General features: G+C 45.8%; 20 protein-coding genes. 17 read left to right on the top strand and 3 right to left on the bottom strand.

Annotated elements, in window-relative coordinates:
* Nucleotides 1–33: 33 nt before the first annotated feature.
* Together DB520_RS12920 and DB520_RS12915 are read left to right on the top strand one after the other, a co-directional pair.
* Nucleotides 34–1,422, top strand: coding sequence for an FAD-binding oxidoreductase (locus tag DB520_RS12920; protein ID WP_232834955.1), 1,389 nt, complete (start codon nucleotides 34–36; stop codon nucleotides 1,420–1,422).
* Between the two features lie 74 nt (nucleotides 1,423–1,496).
* A complete protein-coding gene (locus DB520_RS12915; protein ID WP_114750132.1) occupies nucleotides 1,497–1,919 on the top strand; it encodes a VOC family protein in 423 nt (140 codons plus the stop codon).
* 71 nt (nucleotides 1,920–1,990) lie between these two features.
* On the opposite strand, the gene DB520_RS27650 is transcribed toward DB520_RS12915, so the two are convergent.
* On the bottom strand, nucleotides 1,991–2,434 hold the full coding sequence (locus DB520_RS27650; protein ID WP_198675326.1) for a CPBP family glutamic-type intramembrane protease: 444 nt from the start codon (nucleotides 2,432–2,434) through the stop codon (nucleotides 1,991–1,993).
* Nucleotides 2,435–2,551: 117 nt separating this feature from the next.
* Here DB520_RS27650 and DB520_RS12905 point away from each other — a divergent pair, with 117 nt between their 5' ends.
* The 15 genes from DB520_RS12905 (at nucleotide 2,552) to DB520_RS12835 (ending at nucleotide 23,126) form a co-directional block, all read left to right on the top strand.
* On the top strand, nucleotides 2,552–4,006 hold the full coding sequence (locus DB520_RS12905) for a sulfatase (protein WP_114750130.1): 1,455 nt from the start codon (nucleotides 2,552–2,554) through the stop codon (nucleotides 4,004–4,006).
* A 161-nt stretch (nucleotides 4,007–4,167) separates the two neighbouring features.
* Nucleotides 4,168–5,775: a sulfatase family protein gene (locus DB520_RS12900; RefSeq protein ID WP_232834954.1), complete on the top strand. Its 1,608-nt coding sequence runs from the start codon at nucleotides 4,168–4,170 to the stop codon at nucleotides 5,773–5,775.
* 101 nt (nucleotides 5,776–5,876) lie between these two features.
* Nucleotides 5,877–7,007, top strand: a complete 1,131-nt coding sequence (locus DB520_RS12895; protein ID WP_114750129.1) for a YncE family protein — start codon at nucleotides 5,877–5,879, stop codon at nucleotides 7,005–7,007.
* Between the two features lie 20 nt (nucleotides 7,008–7,027).
* Nucleotides 7,028–9,292, top strand: a complete 2,265-nt coding sequence (locus DB520_RS12890) for an alpha-amylase family protein (protein ID WP_114750128.1) — start codon at nucleotides 7,028–7,030, stop codon at nucleotides 9,290–9,292.
* A 1-nt stretch (nucleotide 9,293) separates the two neighbouring features.
* Entirely contained in the window at nucleotides 9,294–11,438 is a 2,145-nt protein-coding gene (locus tag DB520_RS12885; RefSeq protein ID WP_114750127.1) for a hypothetical protein, read from the top strand.
* A gap of 68 nt (nucleotides 11,439–11,506) precedes the next feature.
* Nucleotides 11,507–13,393: an aldolase/citrate lyase/malate synthase family protein gene (locus DB520_RS12880; protein WP_114750126.1), complete on the top strand. Its 1,887-nt coding sequence runs from the start codon at nucleotides 11,507–11,509 to the stop codon at nucleotides 13,391–13,393.
* Nucleotides 13,394–13,420: 27 nt separating this feature from the next.
* Nucleotides 13,421–15,109, top strand: coding sequence for an L-lactate permease (locus DB520_RS12875; protein WP_114750125.1), 1,689 nt, complete (start codon nucleotides 13,421–13,423; stop codon nucleotides 15,107–15,109).
* 120 nt (nucleotides 15,110–15,229) lie between these two features.
* A complete protein-coding gene (locus tag DB520_RS12870) occupies nucleotides 15,230–15,841 on the top strand; it encodes a transcriptional regulator (RefSeq protein ID WP_114750124.1) in 612 nt (203 codons plus the stop codon).
* The gene (locus DB520_RS12865) at nucleotides 15,838–16,551 is read left to right on the top strand and encodes a DUF3307 domain-containing protein (RefSeq protein WP_114750123.1); all 714 of its coding nucleotides are present in this window, start codon (nucleotides 15,838–15,840) and stop codon (nucleotides 16,549–16,551) included. Before DB520_RS12870 ends, DB520_RS12865 begins: the two co-directional genes overlap by 4 nt.
* Nucleotides 16,542–17,168 (top strand): Pr6Pr family membrane protein, encoded by a 627-nt coding sequence (locus tag DB520_RS12860; RefSeq protein WP_114750122.1) that lies wholly within the window; start codon nucleotides 16,542–16,544, stop codon nucleotides 17,166–17,168. Before DB520_RS12865 ends, DB520_RS12860 begins: the two co-directional genes overlap by 10 nt.
* A gap of 6 nt (nucleotides 17,169–17,174) precedes the next feature.
* Nucleotides 17,175–18,674, top strand: a complete 1,500-nt coding sequence (locus DB520_RS12855; RefSeq protein WP_114750121.1) for an alkaline phosphatase family protein — start codon at nucleotides 17,175–17,177, stop codon at nucleotides 18,672–18,674.
* 10 nt (nucleotides 18,675–18,684) lie between these two features.
* Nucleotides 18,685–19,356, top strand: coding sequence for an SGNH/GDSL hydrolase family protein (locus tag DB520_RS12850; protein ID WP_157972068.1), 672 nt, complete (start codon nucleotides 18,685–18,687; stop codon nucleotides 19,354–19,356).
* A 150-nt stretch (nucleotides 19,357–19,506) separates the two neighbouring features.
* Nucleotides 19,507–20,508 carry an aldo/keto reductase gene (locus DB520_RS12845; RefSeq protein ID WP_232834953.1) on the top strand — a complete coding sequence of 334 codons (1,002 nt, stop codon included), beginning with the start codon at nucleotides 19,507–19,509 and terminating at the stop codon, nucleotides 20,506–20,508.
* Between the two features lie 37 nt (nucleotides 20,509–20,545).
* The gene (locus DB520_RS12840; RefSeq protein WP_114750119.1) at nucleotides 20,546–21,103 is read left to right on the top strand and encodes a DUF1349 domain-containing protein; all 558 of its coding nucleotides are present in this window, start codon (nucleotides 20,546–20,548) and stop codon (nucleotides 21,101–21,103) included.
* Nucleotides 21,104–21,428: 325 nt separating this feature from the next.
* On the top strand, nucleotides 21,429–23,126 hold the full coding sequence (locus DB520_RS12835; protein ID WP_114750118.1) for a potassium channel family protein: 1,698 nt from the start codon (nucleotides 21,429–21,431) through the stop codon (nucleotides 23,124–23,126).
* Here the strand turns inward: DB520_RS12835 and DB520_RS12830 are convergent.
* Both DB520_RS12830 and DB520_RS12825 read right to left on the bottom strand, forming a co-directional pair.
* A complete protein-coding gene (locus DB520_RS12830) occupies nucleotides 23,123–23,758 on the bottom strand; it encodes a nucleotidyltransferase family protein (RefSeq protein WP_114750117.1) in 636 nt (211 codons plus the stop codon). The genes DB520_RS12835 and DB520_RS12830 overlap by 4 nt on opposite strands.
* Nucleotides 23,755–26,142, bottom strand: coding sequence for a penicillin acylase family protein (locus DB520_RS12825; RefSeq protein WP_114750116.1), 2,388 nt, complete (start codon nucleotides 26,140–26,142; stop codon nucleotides 23,755–23,757). Before DB520_RS12825 ends, DB520_RS12830 begins: the two co-directional genes overlap by 4 nt.
* Nucleotides 26,143–26,169 lie beyond the last annotated feature (27 nt).

Raw genomic sequence — 26,169 nt, 5'->3', positions numbered from 1 at the left:
AGGAGGGATTTTAAATTTTGGGAGTGTAGATAAATGAGTCAAGATAATCTTTTAGAGGCCTTTATGGGGCAATTGGGCACTGAGGGAGTCCTTACGGGAGAAGCATTAAATGAAAGGTATTCCCATATATGGGAAATGGATCAACCCCTTCGTGCTAAGGCCTTGCTATTGCCCCGCACTACGGAGGAGGTAATTCAAATCATGAAGATTTGTACCCACTATGCACAGCCTGTGGTCATGCACGGAGGGTTAACCAACTTGGTGGGAAGTACCCAATCCAACGAAAAGGAGGTGGTCATCTCCTTGGAAAGGATGAACAGAATATTGGAACTGGACGAGGATAACCGAACGCTAACAGTGGAGGCTGGAGCCATTTTGGAAAACGTCCAACAGGCTGCATGGAACAAAAATTTAATGTTCCCATTGAATTTTGGTGCGAAGGGCTCAGCCCAAATTGGAGGGGCAATTTCTACTAATGCTGGAGGCCTAAAGGTCTTTAAATATGGAATGACCAGAAACTTGGTTCTTGGACTGGAGGTGGTTTTGGCCGATGGTACCCTTATTTCTTCCCTAAAAAAACTAATAAAGGACAACACTGGCTATGACTTGAAGCAATTGTTTATAGGTGCAGAGGGTACCTTGGGAATAATCACCAAAGCGGTACTGAAGCTTATTGAAAAGCCAAGAAGCCGAAATTCTGCCTTACTTGCTTTTGAGGATTACAATAGGGTAGTTAAGACACTCAAATGGCTGGAATCCAACCTTGCAGGAACCCTTTCTGCCTACGAAGTGCTTTGGCAGGTTACTTATCGTCCCATGGCAGCCGCAGTTTTCGGCAATAACCTACCATTGGCTCCGGAATTCCCCTATTATGTGCTTATGGAAACCTCAGGAGCAGACCAAGAAAAAGATAGGCAACGCCTGGAGCACTTACTTTCGGATGCCTTGGATCAAGGAATGATTACAGATGCCGCACTCTCGGATTCTCCGGCCCAGCAAGAGCAATTATGGGAATTAAGGGAGCATATGGACCATGTGGTGGCCCTTTGCCGACATGACCAACATTTTGACATCAGTCTGCCTATAGGACAGATTGAGGAGTATGTGCTGGGAGTACTTATGGCACTCGACAAACTCCCTTTTGTAAGGGAATGCTATGTCTTCGGCCATATGGCAGATGGGAATATTCACCTGATTGTGGATAAAACGAAGCAAGGGGAAGAAACAATAAATGCGGTCAATGAGGTAGTATATGCGCCTATCCAGTCCTACGGGGGGTCAGTATCGGCTGAGCATGGTATAGGTATGCATAAAAAAGCTTATCTTCATTATTCCCGATCTCCCGAGGAAATAAGATTGATGAAATCCTTAAAACAAATGGTGGATCCCTTGGGAATCCTTAATCCGGGTAAAATAGTGTAAAAATTCTCAGGGAAACGGCAAAGCTTACGAAGGTAAATGATGTATTTTCCCTAATCATTCATTCCAATAACATTATGCGAACCATTCAGCCTTTCCACCTCGCCTTTCCCATCAGGGATATAGAAGAAACCAGGGACTTTTATCAAGATTTGCTGGGTTGTGAAATCGGCAGGAGCACTGAAAACTGGATAGATTTCAATTTTTTTGGACACCAGCTTTCTGCCCATGTCAAACCGGAAGAATTGACTCAGGCAAAGGCCAACCAGGTAGATGGAAAAAATGTTCCTGTCAGGCATTTTGGCGTAATTCTTCCATGGGAAGAATGGCATAGTTTAGCCGAAAAACTCAAAAAAAATAGACTTGATTTTATTGTAGAGCCCTACATCCGGTTCAAGGGAGAAGTAGGAGAGCAGGCTACCATGTTTTTTCTGGATCCCAGTGGGAATGCCTTGGAGTTTAAATCCTTTCAGGATCCGGATCAAATTTTTGCTTCTTAAATTTAATTTTAGGATTTATTTACGCATTCTTTTCAATAGGTAAACTATCGTAGGCTCAGGTAAATATTTATTTATAAAACCCCAAGCCAATCATCAAAATCAAATCCAATTAAATTCGAGATTGAATGAACAATGCAAATTGTCAAAAAAGCATTCATTCTATGGTGATACCTAGCTATAAAATAATAAACTCCATAGAGTAACCCTATCAGTATGGCCACTAAAACGTAATTCATGTTGTACCCATGTGATGACCCAAATGCTACTCCCGAAATTAGTATCGAGAAAAACATTACATGTGGGATTTTCATTTTTCGAAATATCCAAATTAATGACTCAGTGGTTAAAAACTGAAAGGTAAAAGTTTCGATTATTGGGGCTAAAATTACTGTAGAGAAAAAAACAGTAGATAAAGACTGCTCTCTCAAAAAATAAATTTCAAAAATTTCATCGCCTTTGAGTAATGAAAAAACTAGAGATAAGGAGAAAGTCAAAACTAGATCAGCTAAGATCATAAAACTAATTAAAAAGTATTTGTTTTTATTGTGGAAATTGAAAACGAAACACTCAAGTTTAGCTGATATCCTCCTCATTTGTATCTTTACAATATTTCCAGAGTAAATTATGATTATATGAAGCCGTTGCCAATACTTCAGTTCCTACTATTTTTTTTGACTTCCATTTTGCTCTATTCCTGCCAAACTGATAAGGCAAAATCTACTCCCAATATTGTTTTCATTTTAGCGGATGACCTGGGATGGGCAGATGTGGGATTCCGGGATAATCCATTGCATGAAACCCCAAATCTGGACCAACTGGCCAGGGAGGGGATGACACTAAACCGGTTTTACCCCAGTGCTGCTAACTGCGCCCCTTCTAGGGCAGGGATATTGACTGGAATGTACGGCCCCCGCCACCATGTATACCTGCCCCAGGGTTATGCCAGGGAAGGCAATGTGGAAAAAATGCGTTGGAAAGTTCCGTCTTTTGGGGAGGACAGTACCTATCAAACTTTTCCGGTGAATATCAACCATGTGGATCCCGGAATTACGTCTTTGGCAGAACTGTTGGAAGAGGCTGGTTATATTACCGCTCGGCTGGGAAAATGGCATATCGGAGACGACAATCAGGGATTTACCTACAATTCTTCTGCCGGTGTGTTGGGGGAGTACTCCAATCGGAATGGTAAGGAGGAGAGGTATTACAATGACACCACTGTGGCAAGAAAGCTCACGGATACCGCATTGGAATTGATGGAAAAACACAAGGAGGATCCCTTCTTCATTTACCTCTCCCATTGGGAAGTACATACCCCTATGGCAGCCAGGCAGGATCGGGTGGACTATTATCGGCAAAAAATTTCATCCTTGGGATTGGAGGGGTTTGACCCCGTGTATGCTGCGGAGGTAGAGCAATTGGACAAAAGCGTAGGCAGGGTAATGGAGAAATTGAGGCAATTGGAATTGGAAGACAATACTCTGCTGGTCTTTACCTCTGACAATGGAGGATTGATGCGTTTTACGGATAATGGCCCTTTAAGGGCTGGAAAAGGCACCTTTTATGAAGGAGGCATCAGAGTACCTGCGGTGTTCCGATGGCCCGCAGTGATACTGGCAGGGAGAAGTTCGGAATACCCAGTGTCAGGCGTGGACTTTATGCCCACTTTCGCAGACCTGGCAGGATTGTCACCACCAGGAGGGCAGCCTGTTGATGGCCTTTCCCTTTTACCCCTTATGAAGGGGGAAGAATTACCGGATAGATCTATTTTCTTCCATTTTCCCCTTTACTTAGAAGGGCAGGATAAAGAGCGTGTGCTGCCGGTTTATGGAACGGAAGTGAATCATTGGAGAGCCGTACCCTCCTCTGTGGTTATTAACGGAGATTGGAAGTTGATAAAGTACCATGAATATGATGGTTATGAGCTATTTGACCTCGGTAGCGATATCTCCGAAGATAATGACCTGAAGACCACTGAAAAAGTAAAGGCCCGAGCATTATTGGATACCCTCCAACAGTGGCTGGATAACACAGGGGCGCCGATACCCAATGTTCCCAATGAAAAATTTCATGCTATTACGCCCAAATAACTTAGAGTTGCCGCCCAAATAAAGTCAGGTTCCTGAAAAGTGGCAATTCCGGTTTTACCGTAGGGAAAACCCTATTTTATGTAGAATTATTTGGTAATTGAGGCATTCTTGAGCAACTTTAGGATAGTTTCTCAACGCCTTTAACAATACACCCAATTACAATGATCAACCTTCTTTTTTTCTCGAGGTATGCTTGGATGTTTTCCTTTCCCTTGCTCTTCTGCCTTTCCTGTGGATCAGAAAAGGATAGCAGGGATTCGAAAGGAACATCTCTCTCTTTGGAAAGCCTTAGACAGGGTGAAAAGCCCAGGAACGTTATCTTCATTTTGAGTGATGACCACAGGTATGATTTTATGGGATTTACCGGCAAAATACCTTGGCTAGAAACCCCTAACATGGATAAAATGGCTGCTCAAGGTGCCCATTTTCCCAATGCCTTTGTTACTACCTCCCTTTGCTCCCCTAGTAGGGCATCCATTCTTACAGGACTATTTTCCCATTCCCACACTGTGGTGGATAATCACGCTCCGGTACCCGATAATTTGGTATTCTTTCCGGAATACCTTCAGAAAGGAGGCTATGAAACGGGCTTTTTTGGCAAATGGCATATGGGTTCCGATTCCGATGAACCCCGCCCCGGATTCGATCATTGGGAAAGCTTCAGGGGTCAGGGAGTCTATTATAACCCCACTCTTAACATTAATGGTGAACACATCTCTTATGAGGACAGTACCTATATCACCGATTTGCTTACGGAGCATGCTTTGGAATGGTTGAGGCAAAGGGACAAGGAGAAGCCCTATTTTCTTTATTTATCCCATAAGGCTGTGCATGCAGAGTTTGCTCCTGCCCAACGGCATTTTAAGAAATACGAGGAGGAGGAACTAGTAATTCCCCCTTCCTTTTATACCTCAGCCCCGCAGGTTACAGGTAAAAGAATGGATGGTAACCAAACCCTGGAAAGGGAAGGCCCAGGGCCGGAACCGTATGCTGGAGAGGACTATTATGGGGAGGGAAGGATGCCCGATTGGCAAAAAATGCAGCGAGAAGGCTGGCATGGAGTAGATTATATGTACCATGGCCGAATGGATTTTGGGGAGTTTTTCCGGAGGTACTGCGAAACCTTGCTTGGAGTGGACCAAAGCATTGGTGCTGTGCTGGACTACCTTGAAGAGGTGGGAGAGCTGGAATCCACCATGGTGATATATATGGGTGATAATGGGTTTTCATTTGGCGAGCATGGATTAATCGATAAAAGGCATTTTTATGAGGAATCCGTGAAAGTACCCTTTCTTGTGCATTGCCCGGAATTGTTTGAATCGGGGAAAACCATTGATAAGATGGTGCAGAACATAGACATTGCCCCTACGGTACTGGAAATGGCAGGACTGAAAGCACCGGATCATTTGCATGGGATGTCTTTTGTACCACTGCTTAAGGGAGAGGAATCGGGATGGAGGGACAGGATCTTCTACGAATATTATTGGGAATATGACTTTCCCCATACCCCTACCATGCACGGGGTACGGACAGACCGCTACAAGTACATCCGCTATCATGGAATTTGGGATACCAATGAGTTCTACGACCTATTGGAAGACCCCTATGAGATGAACAACCTAATAGCTAGTCCCGAGCATCGGGACCAAATAGAAGAACTTGCACATGAAATTTATGATTGGCTGGAATCTACCGATGGAATGCAAATTCCCCTTAAAAGAACGGTGAAAAACAGATCCGGTGACCATAGGAACCCCGGAGTATTTTAGGGTCCAATCCTGCATGTCCAATATAAAACGGACCTGCAGCTTGAAAGAAGATTATTTTCTAGTGATACATCAAACATTGAATCTAATAAACCGGCAAAGCCATGAAGACAATTAAGCATTTACCCCTTTTCCTGTTTTTCTTCCTCAGCATCCTTTTTGTTTCTCAAGGGAAAACAACTGCTGACCCTCCCAAAGAATCCATCACGGATGAAGCACACAAATATTTGTATGTAGCAGTGCCCGGTATCCGTAACTATCTGGGATATGGTGGCCATGGTTTGCTGGTCTTTGATATGGAGGACAACCATCGATTTGTCAAACGGATCCCCACAAAGGGCTTTATGAAAAACGGTAAACCTTCTAACGTAAAGGGTATAGCGGTTAGCACCACACTAAACAGCTTATACATCAGTACCTTAGAAGGCTTACAGCGCATTGATTTGGAAACAGAGGAGCTGGTATGGGAAAAGACCTATGAAGGAGGAGCGGATCGCATGTCCATTTCCCCGGACGGTAAAATTATGTATATGCCTTCCCTGGAAAAGGATTTCTGGAATGTGGTGGATTGTGAAACCGGTGAGCTTATTCAGAAAATCGACGTGGTGCAAAGGGCCCACAACACCGTATATGGCCCATCGGGCAAAAAAGTGTATATGGGCGATATTGCCTCCCCATTGCTTCACGTCGCAGAAACGGAAAACCATACCGTAGTTCAAAAAATTGGCCCTTTTTCAAATGGAATACGCCCCTTTACGGTGAACAGCAAGGAAACCTTGGCCTTTGTCAATGTGGACGATCTCTTGGGGTTTGAAGTGGGGGATTTGAAAACCGGAGAAGTAACCGCCCAGGTTATCGTAGAAGGATGGGACAAGGGTCCGGTTAGAAGGCATGGCAATCCAAGCCATGGCGTTGGGCTTACCCCGGATGAAAGTGAGGTATGGGTCTGTGACGGGCATAATATGCGTATGCATATTTTCAGTGCAGAGCCTCCCTATCAGCAGCTTACTACCATTCCCCTTCAGGATATGCCGGGTTGGATTACCTTTAGCCTCGATGGCAAATATGCCTATCCTTCCAGCGGTGAAGTGATAGATGTGGCGAGTAGGGAAATTCTCCTTCTGCTGAAAGACGAGCACCATAATTACGTGGCTAGCGAGAAAATGATTGAGGTGCATATGCAGGGAGGAAAGGTAGTAAAAGCTGGAGATCAGTTTGGTATAGGGAGAAAATAAAGTAAGCAACAGAAGATTTTATGGATATATATAAGGATATCGATCTTGGATCAAAAAGTAGAAGAGAATTCATCAAGGCAGGTGCAGTATTTATGGGAGGGATGTGGCTTTTTCCAGCAATGTCGGCTCAGGCCAGCTCGAAAAGTTTGTCCCTGAGACAGGACCTTCCCTGGTTTCAACAGCCCCTTCGCATTATGCATACGGTATTAAGGGAGACGGACGCGCAGGACTACGATGTGGATATAGTGACCAATTATGTGTTGAAATCGGGGGCAAATGCGCTCTGCGTCAATGCTGGAGGTATTACTGATTTTTGGCAAAACCCCTTGCCAGCGGCAAACTTAAACCCTTTTTTGGAGGGTAGGGACATTCTCCAGGAAATAGCCGAAGCCTGCAAGGCTAAAGGGATACGGATAATGGGGCGTGTGGATTTTAGAGGTGTGGTACCGGAGGTATATGAAAAGTTTCCAGACTGGTTTGCCAAAAATAGGGATCAGAGCCCCATGATGATGACCTATACCAAACCTCATCTTCACATTGCCTGCTACAATACACCCTACCGAAACGACTATGCCAATGAATACATAAGCAAGGTATTGGAAGCTTATGATTTGGACGGTATATGGCACAACAGCCCGGGCTATGACGGCATCTGTTATTGTCCCTATTGTCAGGAGGCCTACAAAGACTACAATGGCAAGGAGCTTCCGGTAATGGGAGAATCTTCCCCGGAAGAACTGGATACCTACATGGGTTGGAAACGCCATGCTGCGGACACCTATATGGACAAAATAAAGAAAACCATAAAATCCTTTGGAGAGGATAAGGTGTACACCGCTGAGGTGTTCAGCATGTATGAAGTAGGTCGTAGGGTAAACAACGGCATAGACCTGAAAAATGCCTTCGATCATTTTGACATCCTGGTTAGCGTTGCTTTCCTCACGGAAAATTCTGAGCATATTCACTATGAGGATTACAATTACGCACAGTCCATTATCAAATTCCTCAAATCGGTAGCTCCCGAAAGGGAAGCGGTAGTTATGTATGGGGGTAATGGTACCTCTCACAGGTTGGTAATAGAGCCTTCTTTGGATGTCAAAATTTGGCTATGGGAAATCCTATCGGTGGGGGGTAGGTTTTGGAACTGCTATTTTACCAATGTGCCTCCTATTGCCTATGATACCAGAAATGCCTATGTAGAAGAAGATGCCAACCATTTTGTAAAGGAACATGCGGACTTGCTGGCCGGGCATGTTCCAGTTTCTAGGATTGGGATTTATTATTCCCGGCCCACCCGCTTGCATTACAGAAATGAACTGGAGGAAGAGGAGCATTTCGGGGATGCGATCAAGGGCATGGAGGCCGTACTGATAGAAAACCATATTCCCCACGATTTTATTCTTTCTGAGCAAGTCAGTGCAGAAAAGCTGCAAGAATATAGCCTGGTCATTCTTCCCAATGTGCATTGTATGGCGGAGGAAGAAGTGGCACTCCTAACGTCCTATGTGAAAGATGGAGGAAAGGTGATGGCCACCTATGCCACAAGCCTCCTGGACCAGGAAGGAAACCCAAGGGAGAATTTTGCCTTGTCCCAGTTATTTGGGGTGAATTATGGAGGAGAAAGATGGAATACCAGAAAGGACAATTACCAATTTATTTCGGCAGCCACCCACCCCTTGGTAGCAGAGGACGCAGCACAGACGCAACTGCTCCATCAATATGCTTATACCTTAAAAACCAAACCCCTATCCTCTGTAAAGGTAATTTGCAATGTGGTTCCCACTGTGCATAACCAGCCACCGGACAAAGCCTGGGTGGAGCAACTTTCTAGTGAGTACCCCACCATTGTCGAAAATGAATTTGGAAAAGGTAAGGTGATCTATTTTGCCAACCAGCCCGATGTCACGGTTCATCAAATGGGACATGGTGATGCGAGAAATGTGTTGGCCAGAGCCGTAAAATACCTAGTAGGGAAAGAAAACCTACCCGAGAGCAATGCTCCGGCTTCGGTGCATATGGGATGGACAAGGTCTATGGAGACACCCGGAAAATATGTTTTTTCCCTGGTAAATACCAGTTCTGGGCCAAAACGGCCTACTCGGGAATTGATTCCAGTCCATCAATTAAGCTTTAAGTTGCCATTTCCAGGACAGCATCTTATTTCCCACAAAATACTGAAGGATCAGGGCTCTATAAAAGTAACTGGAGAGCCAGGGTTTGTAACTCTTGAAATAGAAAAGCTAGAGGACTTTGTTGCGGTACACCTTGAAACTGAATATAAATAGGATGAAGAAAATTGCTTTGATTGGCATATGTAGTATTTGCCTGTGCTTTTCTTCCTTTTCCCAGGTAAAACTGGTAGTGGATTACGACTCGGGGCCTGTTTCCCACGGTGTTGTTGCTTTGGGAAAAGCTTTGGTAAAAAAGGGAGAGAGTGTCAAGTTATATTCCCACTCTGATCCCCTGGAAGATGCTGGTATTAGGGTAATCTTGGTTGATCCTGCTGCACCGAATAAAGGACAAAAGGAAATTGAAAAAGAGGGCTATAGTATTGAAAACCAAAAGGGGGAAATCCATGTGAAGGCAACCGATGAGATCGGAGCTATGTACGGCTTACTTGCCATATCGGATGAACTGCGTCATGGAAAAGGACTGGCGGATATAAAAGACCAAGCGGTTAACCCCGCTATGGAATACAGGATTGTGAAATTCAACCTTCCTTGGTCCCCCTACCGGGACAGTGAGGCCACCCGTATTCATACTAAGGTGTGTAGGGATTTAAACTTCTGGGAGCGGTTTTTGGATATGATGGTGGAAAACCGCCTGAACGTGCTGTCTTTGTGGAACAACCACCCCTTTCCCTATATGGTGAGGACAGAAAATTTTCCTGATGCCAGTCCCTTCGATCAAAGGGAAATGGAGGAATGGCAGGACTTCTGGCACAGCCTGTTTCGAATGGCCAAGGATAGGGGGATACAAACCTTTATTGTGAATTGGAACATTGTGGTTTCTCCCTCCTTCGTAGAGGCCTATGGCGGGGAGGAATACAATGACCTGTCCGAGCAGGTCATCCAATACACTCGTGAATCGGTTGCCACACTTATAGATGAATATCCGGATCTTACGGGCATTGGTGTTACCCTAGCGGATTGGATGGGTACCTTTGACGAAAAAATGACACCTGAGGAGCGAGAAGGCTGGATAGAGGAAACCTTCGTACAAGGTATGAAGGATGCAGAAAGGAAAGTGAAGTTTTTGCACAGGTCCGTACTTGCCGGGGACCCTATGGCCATGAGAGAGGTGCTTGCCAATGCGGAGTTAGAGGATCCAGCCCTAGTAGAAATTAAGTTTAACTGGTCCCACGGCCACTCCACTCCTAAGCTTGCAATCACGCATGACTATCATTCCGGTGAGTTGGACCAAAGGTTCTGGGATCCCATTCCCGAGGATTATAATATACAATGGATGATCCGAAACGAGGATTTTTTCATCCTCCGCTGGGGGCAACCTGATTTTGTGCGGGAACACCTCAAAGAAAACAACCACACCTATGTGAATGGGTATTTTATTGGTTCTGAAGGATATATACCTGCATTGGACTATTCTCATGTTCCTTCACCCCAAAAAACTTGGCAGTATGCTTTTGAAAAGCAATGGATGTTTTACAAAGTATGGGGAAGGCTGTTGTACGACGATGGGTTGCCGGATCATTATTTTGAAGACGAAATTACGCTAAGGTACGGAGAGGGTACAGGAAAAGGACTCTTAAAAGCCTATAAGTTGGCTAGTAATGTCCCCATGAGGCTAGCCTCCTTTTACAGAGCTACCTGGGATTACACTCTATATGCCGAAGGTTTTTTGGCACCTGAACCTTCCAATCATGAAGCCTTTTTTGACAGAAGCTCTCCCTTCATTTCCTTAGAAGAGTTGGTGAACCATGAAACCTTGGATCCGGGGCTAATGTCCATATCAGATTTTGTGAAGAGTAAACTTCAGGAAAATGGAGTCAGCGAAAAGATGGGCCCACTTGACTTGGCAGATCTCGCAGAAATTGAGGCAAAAGAAATACTGGAACTACTGGGGGATTTGAGACGCATGGAAAGTAACTATTCTGGGGCCTTACAGTCGGAATTGGACGATATGGAAACTTGGGCCTATTTGGGGCTATATTTTGCAGACAAGGTAAGGGCTGGAGTTGCTTGGGAATTCCACCGTCAAGCCGAAAACAGAGTTAAAAAGGACGAGGCAATATCCTACTTAGAACGCTGTGTGGGGCATTGGGATGAAGTGATCCGACTTACCAAAGACAGGTATAGGAGTGTTCCTCACGTCAGCACCGAGCATTATGGAGAGGAGTTCACCACCTTTTCCTGGGAGCAATTCAGGCCTCAGGTGGTAAGGGATCTGGAAATAGTAAAGAAATCAAAATAGGAAAAGTTATAATACTTTCACCAAAATATCCTAACTTATCTTTTTTCAAACTAACTAAACCAAATTGTATGAGCGATAGCAAAATCAACATCAAAAAGGAACTACTTGAGAAATATGGGGACGTTTATACCCCAAAGGTACTTTCTGCCCTAGAGGCGCTGAGTCACTTCAATGAGGAGGTCCATAGGTTGATGCAGCGACGAATGGAAAGGCGTAAGCACCGATTCACTTCCCGGGAACGTATCCATTTTCTGGACAGCAACAGTTTAATTCCCGGTACAAAAATTAAGGTGTCTGACGCACGAGAGGGCAAATTTATGGGCCAGGGGATTCCGGATGGGCTGAAGCGGCAATGGATCCAAGGCACAGGGCCAGGTGCCAAGCCCGGGGCTCCATTGGAAAGTAGCATAAGGAACGTCGCATATGCACTTTTATCCGGAGCAGATGGGTGGATGTTTGACGGGGAAGATGCCCTTGGACAGACAAGTACCATGTCCTTAGACAATCAACGTAACTTGAAACTAGCCATACATGGTGATTCACTTTTCCATGACGTGGCCGAGAAGGTAGCTGCCCAGATGAATGAATGGTCGGTGTCCTTTTTTGGTGAGCCAAAAATAAAGGATTGGAAGGAACAACTTTCTTTCACTACAAAGATTTTCCGAGCCCGAGGTCTTCACCTTGATGATCGACATATCTCCGACTCTGGGGGTGGGGGATTCTCTGCTTCCATCGCGGACTTGGTGCTTTACGTTGTGAATAACCATCGCGCGCTGAATGAAGCGGGTGCTCCGGTAGTGCTTTATCTGCCCAAAATACAGACAGCGGAGGAGGCGGCACTATGGGATAGGATGATAGGAGCTTTGGAGTCGCACTTGGGCCTACGTGAGGGCACAGTTCGCACCTACGTTTTGGTGGAGCAACTAGAGGCCACTTACCAACTGATGGAAATCCGGGCGGCACTGGGATTACACTTTGTCGGCTTCAACACAGGCCGCTGGGACTATATCAACAGCGTTTCGGATGCTTTGGCATGGGACAAGGACTTTGTGAACCCTAACATAGAATCGGTGGGAATGACTTATGGGTACATGAGGAATTACGAGGACCGCGTAAGACGTGCAGTAAATACCCCTGATTTAGATGGCAATTTTGCGCTATGGCAGGGGGGGATGGAGCCCAATATTCCTGTGGGTTCCAAGGCTGGTGTCTCTTCCAGTATGGAGAAGGCTGTGGCAGGTGCAGAACGTGAACAAAGCGAGGGTGCCAGTGGAAAGTGGGTGGCCCACTGGAAGATGGTCCATATTGTGCGTCCGGTATGGCAAAAGGCAGGAGAGGAAAACCAGGCTGGTCGTACCTTCCCACCGCTGACCTATACCCAGCACGACGCTAACGGCCTTATCGCCTTAGAGCCAGCACCCAGAACCATTCGGGGCGCACGTAACCTGATAAGCGTGGCAGTGCAATATGGCAATGCCTTCGGGCAGGGGATGCAGGCGGCAGCACTTAAACCAGCAGACTTTTTCGGGGATGACGACGTTTTGTACCTGATGGAGGACATGGCAACTGGAGAAATACGGTTGAGCATACTCTGGGAATGGGCGCACAAAGGAGCTGAGCTCACCGAGGACGACAAAGAAACAGGGATCAAAAAAGGGGAGTCCTTTACTTTGGATTTGTTTCACAAGCTGCTGGAAGAGGAATACAAGAAATTGCTTGCAGCATCCGACCGTGATGTCCACGAGGACTCCAAAAAAACCACTCTTCCCATTGCCAGGGAGATTGCAGAGGTGTACGTTTCCGAAAAGGTGAAAATCCCCTGGTTCATTGACCTATTGAACATTAACTTGAACAATACGGACCTTTCAACTGCACGTAAACGCATTAAGCTTTACTTAGAACGGTTGAGGTCGGAGAACTATAGAATTACGGAAAATCTAGACCTTAACACATAATTCCTTTAACCCCAACCCCAAAATACCATGTCCAAAGACCTGCTGTTTTTTCTGGCACTGATGCCTATCTTGGTGGCTGCCATTATGCTTGTCGGCTTTCGGCAATCCGCCCGCCGCACCATGCCGGTGACCTTCTTGCTTACCTCAGGAGTTGCATTGCTTTTCTGGGGCCAAGGGATGGTTGAGGTGGCTGCTTCCTCTATACAGAGCTTATTTATTACCTTCGATATACTCTACATAGTATTTGCGGCCATCTTGTTACTAAATCTGTTAAAGCATTCCGGTGGTGTTGGGGCCATCCGTGCAGGTTTTGCGGATATCAGTCCTGACCGTCGGGTACAGGTGATCATCATCGTGTGGTTATTTGGCTCCTTTATCGAGGGAGCGGCTGGATTCGGGACTCCGGCTGCGATCGTGGCTCCCCTGCTAGTGGCCTTGGGTTTCCCAGCCCTTGCGGCGGTAATCTTGGGAATGATGGTGCAAAGCACCGCAGTGACCTTCGGCGCAGTAGGTACTCCGGTGCTGGTGGGGGTCCGAGGAGGATTGGAGGGGCCAGAAGTGGCAGGAGCTCTTGAGGCTCTTGGTATGGGTTTTCCGGAGCTTCTGGATATGGTAACAGCTAGGGCGGCCATGACGCATGCAGTAGTCGGAACCTTGATGCCTTTCCTGATGGTCCTTATGCTCACGCGTTTTTTTGGCAAAAACAGGAGCTGGAAGGATGGCCTGGAAATGTTTCCCTTCGCGCTGTTCGGGGGATTGGCCTTCACGATACCCTATGCGCTCACGGGCGTGTTTCTTGGCCCTGAATTTCCCAGTCTGCTGGGATCTCTGGTAGGACTGTCTATTGTGGTGACCGCAGCCAAGCGCGGCTTCCTTTTGCCAAGCAGGGCCTGGGAAATGGAGGCCAGGGAAAACTGGCCCGCGGAATGGTTGGGTACCTTGTCTTTTTCTGTGGATGAAAACGGAAAAAAGGTGCCCTTGTGGAAGGCCTGGTTCCCTTATTTCCTTTTGGCGATATTACTGGTCTTGAGCCGACTTCCCCAGTTACCTTTTAGGGAACTACTCACAAGCATATCGGTGGGCTACGATGAGATTTTGGGTACCCCGATCTCGGCATCCAGTATCCCTCTTTACCTGCCGGGGAGCATTATGCTGTTGGTGTGCCTGGTTACAGTGTTTTTGCACGACATGCGTGGCAGAGAGGTGGCGCGTGCCCTAGGTGAAAGCAGCAAGATGATCCTCAACGCTGGGGTAGTGTTACTCTTTGCCGTGGCGATGGTGCGGGTGTACATAAACAGTGGCGAGAACCCCATAGGCCTTGAGGCAATGCCTATTTTGATGGCCGAATGGGTCGCCGATCTGGTGGGGTATGTTTATCCAGCGGTAGCTCCTTCCATTGGGGCTCTTGGAGCATTTATCGCTGGTAGTAATACCGTGAGTAACTTGATGTTCAGCCTTTTCCAGTATGGTGTTGCAGACAGCCTTTCCATGCCACCCACCTGGATCCTGGCTCTGCAGGCGGTAGGTGCGGCTGCTGGAAATATGGTGGCCATTCACAATGTGGTGGCTGCTTCTGCTACGGTGGGCCTGTTGGGCAAGGAAGGAATGGTGCTTCGCAAAACGGTTTTCCCCACCCTTTACTACCTGATCTTCACTGGGCTGATTGGCCTATTGGTGATTGGCTTGCTGGGGACTACAGACGTTTTTATGGACTAAATCATTATCTTGGATAGGAAGGATAAGCTCATTTATCAATTAAAAGCATGATATAAGTACTATATCACATTTATAAATGATATATTTGATTATCGCTTATTTTATTGATAATTTACTCGGATGATAGCAGTACTAACAGGGGATTTGGTCAATTCTCAAGATGAAAGTCCAGAAATATGGATGCCTCCACTAAAACAACTATTGGCCAATTGGGGTCATTCCCCGCAGGGCTGGGAGGTATATCGCGGAGATAGTTTCCAGCTCAGGTTGGAGGATCCCGCCAACAGCCTAAAAGCAGCAATCTTTATCAAGTCAAGAATAAAGATGATGAGTCCACTGGATGTACGGATGGCCATAGGCATAGGAGAGATGACCTTTGATGCGGGCAAAATCACGGAAAGCAATGGAAGTGCTTTTGTTCATTCCGGTGAGACATTCGAGTCCCTAAAAAAGAGGAAACAGGACCTTGCCTTCAAAAGTCCCTGGAAGGAATTAGACCAAATGGTAAATATAGAACTGAAACTGGCACTGACGATCATGGATGGTTGGACAGCCAATGCAGCCGAGGCAGTGTTTCACACCCTAGACACACCTGAACTTTCGCAGCAGGAGCAGGGAGCAAAATTAGGAATCACACAACATGCCTTCAGTACCAGACTTAAAAGAGCCCACTTTGAAGTGATCAGGCAGTGGATGGAATATGTTTCCCATAAAATTGAAAGCAACTTATGATACTTGTCAAGCTATTGCTGGCTCATCTGATAGGGGACTTCTTCTTACAGCCGGATGCCTGGGTAAAGACAAAGGAACAGCATAAGTTAAGGGCATACCAGTTTTACCTTCACATCCTCATTCATGGCCTTCTGGTGTATGTAATGGTCTGGGATGCTGATTTTTGGCCATATGCCTTGGTTATTGCGGTTTCCCATGGGGTGATAGATGGGATCAAGCTCTACGCCCAGAAGGAAAACACCAAAAGGAAATGGTTCTTTTGGGACCAATTCGCCCATGTATTGGTGCTTTTGGCTATATTTCAGTGGGTGGAAGGACACTCTTGGAAAGAATGGTTAATGTATGAAGGGAAAATATGGCTCCTGGTTACAATGGCCCTGTTTTTAACCCTGCCGGCATCTATCTTTATTAAAACGTTTATTTCGAAGTGGACGCCAATAGCAGTAGATAGTGAGGAATCGGATTCACTGGCTGAGGCCGGGAAGTATATAGGCATATTGGAGCGACTATTCGTGTTTGTGTTTATAATAAGTGGTAGGTATGAGGCCATTGGATTCCTTGTCGCGGCAAAATCCGTGTTCAGGTTCGGGGATCTGAGGCAGACTGGTGACAGAAAGTTGACCGAATATATCCTGATCGGCACCCTGTTTAGTTTTGGCCTGGCCATATTGGGGGGACTTCTCTACGTAAAGTTTCAACCATGGCTCTAAAAGAGAAATCGGGGTTACTAATAGGTATATTGGCTGGGGTGGCAGTAGTGGTGCAATTTGTGTTGATGTGGCAAAACAGGCAGACGGAAATCCCAGAAATGCTGATTCGCTTCTTTAGTTTTTTCACGATCCTTACCAACACTTTGGTGGCGGTTTATTTCATTGGTAAAAACAGAAGTACTTTCAAGGAGGGTTCAAGTAGCCTAACCGCTATTACTGTTTATATTTTAGTGGTAGGCTTGGTATATCAGATTGCGCTAAGGCCTATTTGGGACCCTCAGGGATTACAAAAGATAGTAGATGAACTTCTCCACAGTGTAATGCCCCTAATGGTGGGACTATACTGGTGGAAATATACAGGATTTATTCCCACTCCATGGAGAAATATACCCAAGTGGTTAATCTATCCTTTTAGTTACCTTATCTACGTACTTATAAGGGGAAGGTATTCAGGTTTTTATCCTTATCCATTTCTTGAAGTAAGTGATCTTGGATGGCAAGGGGTTTTGATCAATATTACCTTTATTGTAATTCTGTTCCTATTCCTTTCCTCACTATTAGTAGGCTTGGGAAACTATAAAAATAAGCCTAAACTTCATGCCCAAAACGAACTTTAATACCCAATGACAAACCCTATTCTTCTTCCGATTTTAGGTCTCTTTTTGCTGGTTTCCTGTAATTCCAACAAGGAGGAGGCTTTACGGTATAAAACACTGATAGTGGTTTTGGATGGTATGCGTCCCGACTATATTAGTGAAGAAAACACCCCTTTTCTATACAAAATGAAGCAAGATGGAGTCTATAATGAAGATCACCATGCTACATTTCCCTCTGTAACGCGGGTGAATTCGTCTTCCTATGCAACGGGTGCCTTTCCGCAAACCCACGGATTGTTAGGCAACAGCATTTATTTGGCTGAGGTTTCTACAGAAAAAGTGATCAATACCGGCAATGCCCAGGAGCTGATGGAAGCAGGGGAAAAGCTTTCTGGTGGACTCTTAACTACTTCCTCCTTTGGGGAAATTCTCGAGGAAGCAGGGTTGAAATACATGGTTTTTAGTACCGGAACCACAGGGCAATCCTTTCTGCTTAATCACCTTACAAAGGGTGGAGGCTTGGTGAATCCAGATTTATTTATGCCGGAAGACCTGAAAGTTGAACTGACAGAAAAATTGGGTACTATACCAGAAAAGGAAACCCCCAACGAAGAACGGCACAAATGGGTAGTGGAGGCATTCAAGGCATTGGCCTTTGAGGAGCATGGCCCTGATGTATGTACGATGTGGCTTTCAGACCCGGATGGAACAGCCCATACCTACGGTGTAGGTGCTCCCGAAACCCTTTCGGTCATGCAGTTTTTGGATGGACAAGTACGTGACATCTGGGAACATGTGGATAGCATTGGCTGGCAAGATAGGTTCCATTTAATAATAACTGCGGATCACGGCTTTGTCACTCATGAGGGTAATCCAGGTTTAGAAAATTGGTTAAAGGAAAAAGGGATAGAGGCGAAAGTGGCTGGTGGAGCTATCTATTTAGAGGATGAAAAACAAAAGGAAGAAGTAGTGGCAGGCTTACAAGGGGAACCTTGGGTAGGTGCCTTATTTACAACAGGAAAGGAGAATGGCAGTTGGGCAGGGTCTGTGCAGGGAACCTTATCTTTTGAGGCCATACAGTGGGGGCATAGGGAAAGAAAGTCAAGTATTTTGGTGGACATGAACTGGTCGGATGAAACCAACGAATTTGGGTTCAAAGGGTACAGCAATAACAATGGCGTGGCTGGTCACGGCAGCTCCAGCCCCTATGAAATGCACCCCCCATTGATGGCTATAGGGCCACTTTTCAAAGAGAAGTTCCCTAACAAAGCTCCCACTGCAATAGTGGATATCTTGCCCACCGTCCTGAAATTACATGGCATTGCTCCCGCGAAGGAAAAGGAGGGCAGGATAATGTCGGAAATACTTAAGGATAATGGAGGCGACTTGCCCGATTATCACGTGGACACGATTTTCGTGGAAAGCACTCATTCCTGGGGCACTTATTCTTTAGGGGTGGTAATAAAAAATGTGGGAAACCATTTCTATATGGACCATACCTTTACCAGCAGAGGCCTTATACCATAAAACAACTAATATGCATAAGCTCCTGTTTTCTGCAATAATTTCCTTATTCTTCCTTATGTCAAATGTAAACACGCCTTTGCCCAAACTATTTGTGATTGGAGATAGCATTTCCATTCAATATGGGCCATACCTGGAGCAATACTTAGATGGATTTTACAGGTATGACAGAAAAAGGGATGATGGTAAAGACTCCCAGGACTTGGACCAACCCCAAGGCGCCAATGGGGGTGATTCGGGAATGGTGTTGGAGTACCTACAAAAGAAAAGGGAGGACCCCACCTTTGCCCCGGATATTTTGCTTCTCAATTGTGGCCTTCACGATATTAAAAGGGATCCCGAATCCGGGGAAATACAGGTTTCCATAACCCAATATGAAGAAAATCTCCGGAGCATTTATGCCCTGGCAGTGGAGATTGGGACAAAGGTAGTTTGGGTAAGGACCACGCCCTTGGATGAGGAAAGGCACAACAACAGATCCACGTCCTTTCACCGATTCGAAAAAGACTTGATGCAATACAATGAGGTAGGGGATAAAGTAGGGAAGGAGTTTGGTGCAGAGATTATTGATCTCCATCGGTTTACGGAGAACTTGGGGTCTGAAACCTTTGTAGATCATGTACATTTTGATGAAGGCACCAGGTCTTTGCAGGCAGCATTTATCGCAGGTTTTTTGATAAAGTAAGGGATATGCTTACTTTTAGTTATAATCCGGCATGAGGAAAAGTTCACCTGCAGGGATGCCCAAATACCTATTGGAGTGCTAGTTTTCTCCTGATAGCTATAGGGATGACCGCTAAAAGACAATTAAACTATTAAAAATAAACAGAGAACCATGCAAATTTCTACCACTTATCAGTTACCAAATACCGATTTTGAGATTTCAAGGATGATTTTTGGCTGTTGGGCTATTGTGGGTGGCTTCAATTGGGGAGACCAGGATGAAAGAGACTCTCTTCAAGCGATCAAGACCGCTTATGAATCTGGAATTACCACCTTTGATACGGCTGAGGCTTATGGGGCGGGGCAGTCAGAAAACTTGTTGGCGAAAGCCTTAAAGGGGGAAAGAAAAAACATTATTATCGCATCCAAGGTGGGGCCTCAGGATTTTGACAAAGAAGGGGTTATTAAAGCATGCGAGCGTGGTTTGAAAAACCTCCAATCCGAATACATAGACCTGTATCAGCTCCACTGGCCTAATCCAGCCATTCCACTGGAAGAAACCCTAGAGGCTATGGAAATACTAAAAAAGCAGGGAAAAATCCGTTCCTATGGTGTATCAAATTTCGGAACCCAGAGCCTGAACATTGCCAAAAATGCCGGATTTTCATTGAGTAGTAACCAAATGGCCTACAACCTCCTTTTCAGGGCCATTGAATTTGAGATTTTGCCGCATTGTGTAGCGGAGGATGTTCCTATCCTATGCTACTCACCCATTATGCAAGGCCTGTTGACAGGTAAATTTGGGAATGAGGAGGAAGTGCCGGATGACAGGGCCAGAACCAGGCATTTCACCAAGGAAAGGTCTCAGGCCAGGCACCAGGATGAGGGATGTGAGGAGCTTACCTTTGAGACCATTTCCAAGATAAAAGACCTTTCTGGGGATTTGGGAATAGCCATGGGAGCCTTGAGCCTGGCTTGGTTATTGGTGCAGGATGGGGTGGCCGCTGTAATAGCAGGAGGGAGAAACAGCTCTCAAGTAAAGAGGAATCTGGAAACCCTAAATGTGCCTATTACAGAGGATATCGTCAATGAACTCAGTGCAATCACCTTGCCGCTGAAAGAGCATCTGGGACCCAATTCGGATCTTTGGCAATCTGATTGCAGGGTGATATAAATTGGGATTGTAATCGAGATAGGCAAGAAGAATTAATATGCAGGACAATCCATGGGATTGGATAAACCCACCCAAAGAATGGGTGAAGGAAGGACAGGTAATGCGGCTTGTGACCTCTCCCGATACCGATTTCTGGGTAAAGACGCACTATGGCTTTATCCGCCATTCAGGGCATTTTTACCATTCCACAAAAGAAGGTGATTTTGAGATTTCTTGTAAGTTTACCGGTAGGTACCTGGATCAGTACGATCAAGCTGGCCTCATGCTCCTGCAGGATAAAGAAAACTGGATCAAGGCAGGGGTTGAATATGTGGATGGAAGGCAAAACATTAGTGCTGTGATTACCCATGGGTATTCGGATTGGTCTGTATTGCCTTTAGAAGAAGCACCTGCCGACATTTATTTTAAATTACGGAGAGAAGGAGACTTTGTGGAGGCAAGTTATTCCCTGGATGGAGGGGATTACAGTATGTATAGGTTAGGTTATTTTATCCCGAGTCAACCCATTAAGGTTGGCATAATGGCAGCTTCTCCGGAAGGAAAGGGGTTTGAGGTGCTGTTTCAAGATGTCTCCATTAAGGGAATCCTAGGTTGAAATGGTTTTTTGCCAATGGAGGAATTCTTGCTGCAATACTGGATAAATTGGAGGTGTGAATTTGAGCCTGTCCTGACGGCAGTCAGGGCATGAGGAGAACCTCACACAGAGGGATGATTATCAAAGCGAGATTCCCCCGAAACGAGTTCCCCGAATCGAGTTCGGAGCAGGCAGGGGCAGGCTATGTGGCCATTGAAAAGTAAATATCAACACATGAAATCGAGCATGAGGAGAACCTCACACGGAGGGATGATTATTAAAGCGAGATTCCCCCGAAACAAGTTCGGGGCAGGCTATCTGACCGCTGAAAAAAAATTATAAACAGATGAAAATTCTTACCACACAAGTTTTACTTTTTTTGAGAAATAAGCCAGACAGGCAGAATTTCGTCTTGTTGCTAAAATTTTTACTGGTATTGGTTATCATAGTATCGGTTTTTTCATTTATTTTTCACTTGTTAATGCTCCAAGAAGGACGAAGCTTTTCAGTCATCACAGGATTGTATTGGACACTCACGGTAATGTCCACCTTAGGCTTCGGGGACATCACTTTTGACAGTGACATGGGAAGGTTTTTTTCCATGTTCGTACTGCTTTCGGGTATGCTTTTTTTGTTGATATTATTTCCATTTACCTTTATCAACTTTTTCTATTCCCCTTGGATGAAAGCACAGGAGCAATCGAAAGTACCTTGGAATTTACCTGAAGGAACTAAGGGACATGTATTGCTTACCAGCTACGGGCCGGTTACGGAGGCCTTGGTAAAAAAATTAAAAAGATTCAACTATTCCTATGTGATATTAGTGCCTACCCTCTCCGAGGGGTTGGAGCTGTCACAGATTGGGTTACAGGTAATGTTGGGGCCATTGGAAGACCCAGAAACTTATCAAAAAGCCAGGGTAGCAGATGCGGCTTTGGTAGCTACTACCGAAAGTGATGTGGTGAATACCAATGTGGCCTTTACAGTAAGGGGAATCAACAAGGATGTGCCGATTATCGCTACTTGCAATGCCGAGGCCTCCATAGATATTCTTAAACTAGCCGGGGCAAACCACGTCTTGCAGTTGGGGGAAGTGATGGGTATTTACCTAAGCAGAAGAGCAAGTGTGGGGGGAGCAAAGGCCCACCCTATCGGTAGGTTTGGGGATTTATTAATTTCCGAAGCCTTGGTGGCCGGCTCTTCCTTGGTAGGAAAGATGCTGAAAGACACCAAGCTGAGACAGGAGATTGGAGTAAGCGTGGTAGGTGTGTGGGAAAGGGGCCGCTACTTTGCTGCCCAACCAGAAACTCGGATTTCCGAAAATACCGTTTTGGTCCTGGCCGGCTCCGTGGACCAGATCAAAATCTATAATGAAACCTACCAGACGCAACAAAATAACAAGGCACCCATTTTGATCATTGGGGGTGGGAGAGTGGGAAGAGCTACTGGTAAGGCCTTGGGGGGAAGAAATATAGATTACCGGATTGTGGAAAAAGAAAGGGAGAGGATCAAGAATTATGAGAAAACCATTCTAGGGGATGCTGCCGAATTGGAAGTGCTAAAAGAGGCAGGAATTGAGCAGACCCCATGTGTGATGATCACCTCTCATGATGATGATGTTAATGTGTACCTTACTATTTACTGTAGACAGTTAAGGCCAGATGTCCAGATTATTAGCCGTTGTACCTTGGAAAGAAACCTTACCACCCTGCACCGGGCCGGAGCGGATTTTGTAATGTCCTATGCATCCATAGGAGCCAATATGATGCTCAACCTGCTCCAGAGAAGCGATGTATTGATGGTAGCGGAAGGATTGGACCTGATCAAGGTAAAAGTTCCCCTGGAATTGGTTGGCAAAACCATCAAGGAAACCGAAATAAGAAAAGAAACCGGATGCACCATCATAGGAATTAAAAAAGAAGGCAAAATGCGTATCAACCCAGAGCCAGAAATGGAAATCCCCGAAGCGTCGGAAATTATTTTGATCGGTACAGTGGCCTCGGAAAACAGGTTTTTCGAAATCTATGGAAGCAAGCAAACCTAGCACTTGGGCAATCCTGTATTTTTTGTTCTAAAATACTCCCAATCTTCCTTGAGCAGGGCCTGATAGTCAGATTCTTTATCCACATCCACTATTCCCATGGGGAAATAATGGGTAAGTAGGTCTTGCTGTTGATTCATCAAAATCTTTTTTGCCCCTCCGCTTCCCTGAAGCTTGTTTAACAGGGGGAAATATTTTTTCCCAAACAAAGCAGGAACCCCCACTCCATCCCCGTACTTGCAGGCTACCAGGTTTTTGTCGGTTTCTTTCCTTAAATCCACTAGGGTTTTCAATAAGGAAGTGTTCACAAAAGGCTGATCCCCGAGCATAATAATGACTTGGTCGATAGTTCTGGGCAGGTCCTTCATACCACATCGGATAGACGCTCCCATTCCTTCCTCCCAGTTTTTACATTGCAAAACCTCCATGGAGTCGATTTTCGGTATTATTTTTTGGATTTCCTTAGCATAGGCCCCCAATACCAACCTGCACTGACTAGCACTGACCCCCATAGCAGCATGTATCGCATGGTTTAACAGAAAATCCCCCTTGTAGGGAAGAGTTTGTTTTGGATAGCCCAATCTGCTGGAACTTCCTCCGGCCAATATAAGGATTGCAGTAGATGAATTGCTCATTTGAGCGTGTAGTTTTCCACGGCTTTTTCTCTTAACCTTTCTTTGGTAAAGTTGACATTGAAGTACTCGTCATTGGCCCATTTGCCAAATAGATTCCTGTAAAACCTGCTTTCCGGATCCCCAGTTTGCCCTGGGGTGTTTATACCTAAGGTTGCTTCAAAATCCCCGGTATCCACGACGATCTTAAAGGAACCCCCAGTGGTATTATTGTTCCCATAGGCATTGGCTCCGGGAGTATAACTGTACCCTCCCCTAGGGGCAGGGCCTACATCGATTTTCTCCTGCCATTCTGGGGAAACCGCAGCACTCAGTGGGTGACGAATCAGTGCATGTTTATAGGCCGCTTGGCCATATTGCCAGTTTTCCCAGTCCGGTCCCAGTTTCCCTTCCAACTCCTCCAATGCCGCCACCATCCTTTCTTCCAAAAAGGTATCCCTGTCCTTTTCTTTGAATACGGTGGCATCTTTTTCCTTTATCCAATTTAAAATTTTAGTCATATTTAAGGACTCCATCCATTGCCTTGCCTCTTGGGGAACCACCATTGGAAACAATCCCTCCCTGATTTTTCTTTCCCACATTACATAAATCCCCGCTGGAATGGAATTTGGCATAAGCCTATAATCCCAATCCAACAGTCTCTTTCTGGCATTTTCGGCCTGTTCATCCTTAAAGGTAAGGGACTCAATTTCTTGCACCAGTATCCTGGCGGGAATGGATAAGTAGTCGTTTTGTAGGGCTGCCATTTCTTTTATGGTAAACTTTTCTCCAGATCCTAGAATTTCCTTTACCCTGTCACCACGGAAGGAATCCGACCAGGTATAGCCAATGGTTTCAGGATGGGAGTAGTCAGTGTCCACCTGGTTTTCATTGGAGGTATTATAGTATCCTTTGGAAGGGTTGCTTACGTTGGGTCTTTCCAACATGGGTAAATAACCCTCCCAGTCGAAGCTCCCGTCTCCGGGTACGACCACCATACCTGAATGGGTCTTTCGGATAGGGGCTATACCCGTAGCTTGCCAACCAATATTCCCTTCCTTATCCGCCCAAACCATGTTTTCGGCAGGTACATGGTTGTATTTACAGGCTTCCCTGAATTCCTCCCAGGATTGGGCCTGGTCCATGCGAAGGCTTGCAAGATATGGTGCTCCGCCTGTTTCTAGCCAGGCGCATTCTATGGCTACTGCCTTGTGAAGCTCCTCATCGATAAAGGTGACAGGTCCATGTAAGGTATAATAATGGGTCACTACCTCCGGCTCTTCGCCCCTTACCAAAATAGTGTCCTGTATGGTTTGCATCTCTTTCCATTCTCCCTGGTATTTATACCTGGTGAGAGACTCAGGGTCCATGTCATAGATGCGTAGGTCCTCCATATCCGTACGAAAAATGGTAAGCCCCCATGCCCCAACCCCATTTTGACCTATGGATAATCCAGGTAGCACTGGTTCACCACCTCCTACCAGGTCCCATCCTGGGGCATGCAACCCAGCCCAGTACCTTAGGGAGGGGGCACTGTGTCTTCTATGGGGGTCGTTGGCCATCATGGGATAACCGCTTTCACTCAGTTCTCCGCTTACGACCCAGTTGTTACTACCGATGGAAGTATAGTCTATGGTTGACCTGATGGCATGCTCCATTTCCTCCTCCCTACTTTGATGCAGGAAAGCTTCCTGGGTATTTCGGTAGGTAGGAGACACATCTTCAGGGTCAAATTTCAGGTATGCTCTGAATGCCTCATAGGGAGCTATGATATCCTTGAAAAGGAGTTCCTTGGGGATGGAGGAGTGCAGGTCCAAATCAGGGGTAAAAGGATGAAAATAAAAAAGCTCCTTTGTAGCTTCCGGCCCGATAAGTTGCACGATCCTGGAAATCATCAACTCCTCCTCCACATTTTGCAGCAAACCTTGGTGCCGGGAGATGACCACCTCCCAGGTCCAGAAACCGGGAATTATCCCTAACATGTCAAATTCTATGGGAAGCAATGAGGGGTCACTCCTTACCTCCTCCACATAGGCATTGATGCCGGCTACAAAGGCATCCACAATTTCTACCCCCCGGGAGTGGTAGTGGGAAAGCTCTTTTTCTTTTTCCCCTCTATATTGAAACAGCCTTGCCCCAATGTCTCTATCCAGGGCTTTTGGACCTAGGATTTCAGACAGGGTACCCGTGGCTTGCCTGCGCCATATTTCAAATTGGAAAATACGGTCTTTTGCGGCCAAATACCCTTGGGCGAAAAACAGGTCATGTTCGTTTTCTGCGAAAATGTGGTTGATTCCATTTTCATCCCGAATTACCTCCACGGGTTCTTCTAACTGGGGCAATTTGGATTTTTGTTGGCAGGCAGTGGTCAAAAACAAGGATAGTAAAATGGTACTGTAACTCCTCATAAGTGTGTAGATTGATGGAAATGATTT

This window comes from Pleomorphovibrio marinus, from assembly GCF_003347495.1.
Taxonomy (GTDB): Bacteria; Bacteroidota; Bacteroidia; order Cytophagales; family Cyclobacteriaceae; genus Pleomorphovibrio; species Pleomorphovibrio marinus.
Note: the sequence above shows the minus strand (reverse complement) of the source record. Positions and strands in the feature narration are given on the sequence as shown.

Coding starts and splice junctions, on each gene's coding strand:
- DB520_RS12920 (WP_232834955.1), top strand. CDS start 34: ATGAGTCAAGATAATCTTTTAGAGGCCTTTATGGGGCAATTGGGCACT.
- DB520_RS12915 (WP_114750132.1), top strand. CDS start 1,497: ATGCGAACCATTCAGCCTTTCCACCTCGCCTTTCCCATCAGGGATATA.
- DB520_RS27650 (WP_198675326.1), bottom strand. CDS start 2,434: ATGATCTTAGCTGATCTAGTTTTGACTTTCTCCTTATCTCTAGTTTTT.
- DB520_RS12905 (WP_114750130.1), top strand. CDS start 2,552: ATGAAGCCGTTGCCAATACTTCAGTTCCTACTATTTTTTTTGACTTCC.
- DB520_RS12900 (WP_232834954.1), top strand. CDS start 4,168: ATGATCAACCTTCTTTTTTTCTCGAGGTATGCTTGGATGTTTTCCTTT.
- DB520_RS12895 (WP_114750129.1), top strand. CDS start 5,877: ATGAAGACAATTAAGCATTTACCCCTTTTCCTGTTTTTCTTCCTCAGC.
- DB520_RS12890 (WP_114750128.1), top strand. CDS start 7,028: ATGGATATATATAAGGATATCGATCTTGGATCAAAAAGTAGAAGAGAA.
- DB520_RS12885 (WP_114750127.1), top strand. CDS start 9,294: ATGAAGAAAATTGCTTTGATTGGCATATGTAGTATTTGCCTGTGCTTT.
- DB520_RS12880 (WP_114750126.1), top strand. CDS start 11,507: ATGAGCGATAGCAAAATCAACATCAAAAAGGAACTACTTGAGAAATAT.
- DB520_RS12875 (WP_114750125.1), top strand. CDS start 13,421: ATGTCCAAAGACCTGCTGTTTTTTCTGGCACTGATGCCTATCTTGGTG.
- DB520_RS12870 (WP_114750124.1), top strand. CDS start 15,230: ATGATAGCAGTACTAACAGGGGATTTGGTCAATTCTCAAGATGAAAGT.
- DB520_RS12865 (WP_114750123.1), top strand. CDS start 15,838: ATGATACTTGTCAAGCTATTGCTGGCTCATCTGATAGGGGACTTCTTC.
- DB520_RS12860 (WP_114750122.1), top strand. CDS start 16,542: ATGGCTCTAAAAGAGAAATCGGGGTTACTAATAGGTATATTGGCTGGG.
- DB520_RS12855 (WP_114750121.1), top strand. CDS start 17,175: ATGACAAACCCTATTCTTCTTCCGATTTTAGGTCTCTTTTTGCTGGTT.
- DB520_RS12850 (WP_157972068.1), top strand. CDS start 18,685: ATGCATAAGCTCCTGTTTTCTGCAATAATTTCCTTATTCTTCCTTATG.
- DB520_RS12845 (WP_232834953.1), top strand. CDS start 19,507: ATGCAAATTTCTACCACTTATCAGTTACCAAATACCGATTTTGAGATT.
- DB520_RS12840 (WP_114750119.1), top strand. CDS start 20,546: ATGCAGGACAATCCATGGGATTGGATAAACCCACCCAAAGAATGGGTG.
- DB520_RS12835 (WP_114750118.1), top strand. CDS start 21,429: ATGAAAATTCTTACCACACAAGTTTTACTTTTTTTGAGAAATAAGCCA.
- DB520_RS12830 (WP_114750117.1), bottom strand. CDS start 23,758: ATGAGCAATTCATCTACTGCAATCCTTATATTGGCCGGAGGAAGTTCC.
- DB520_RS12825 (WP_114750116.1), bottom strand. CDS start 26,142: ATGAGGAGTTACAGTACCATTTTACTATCCTTGTTTTTGACCACTGCC.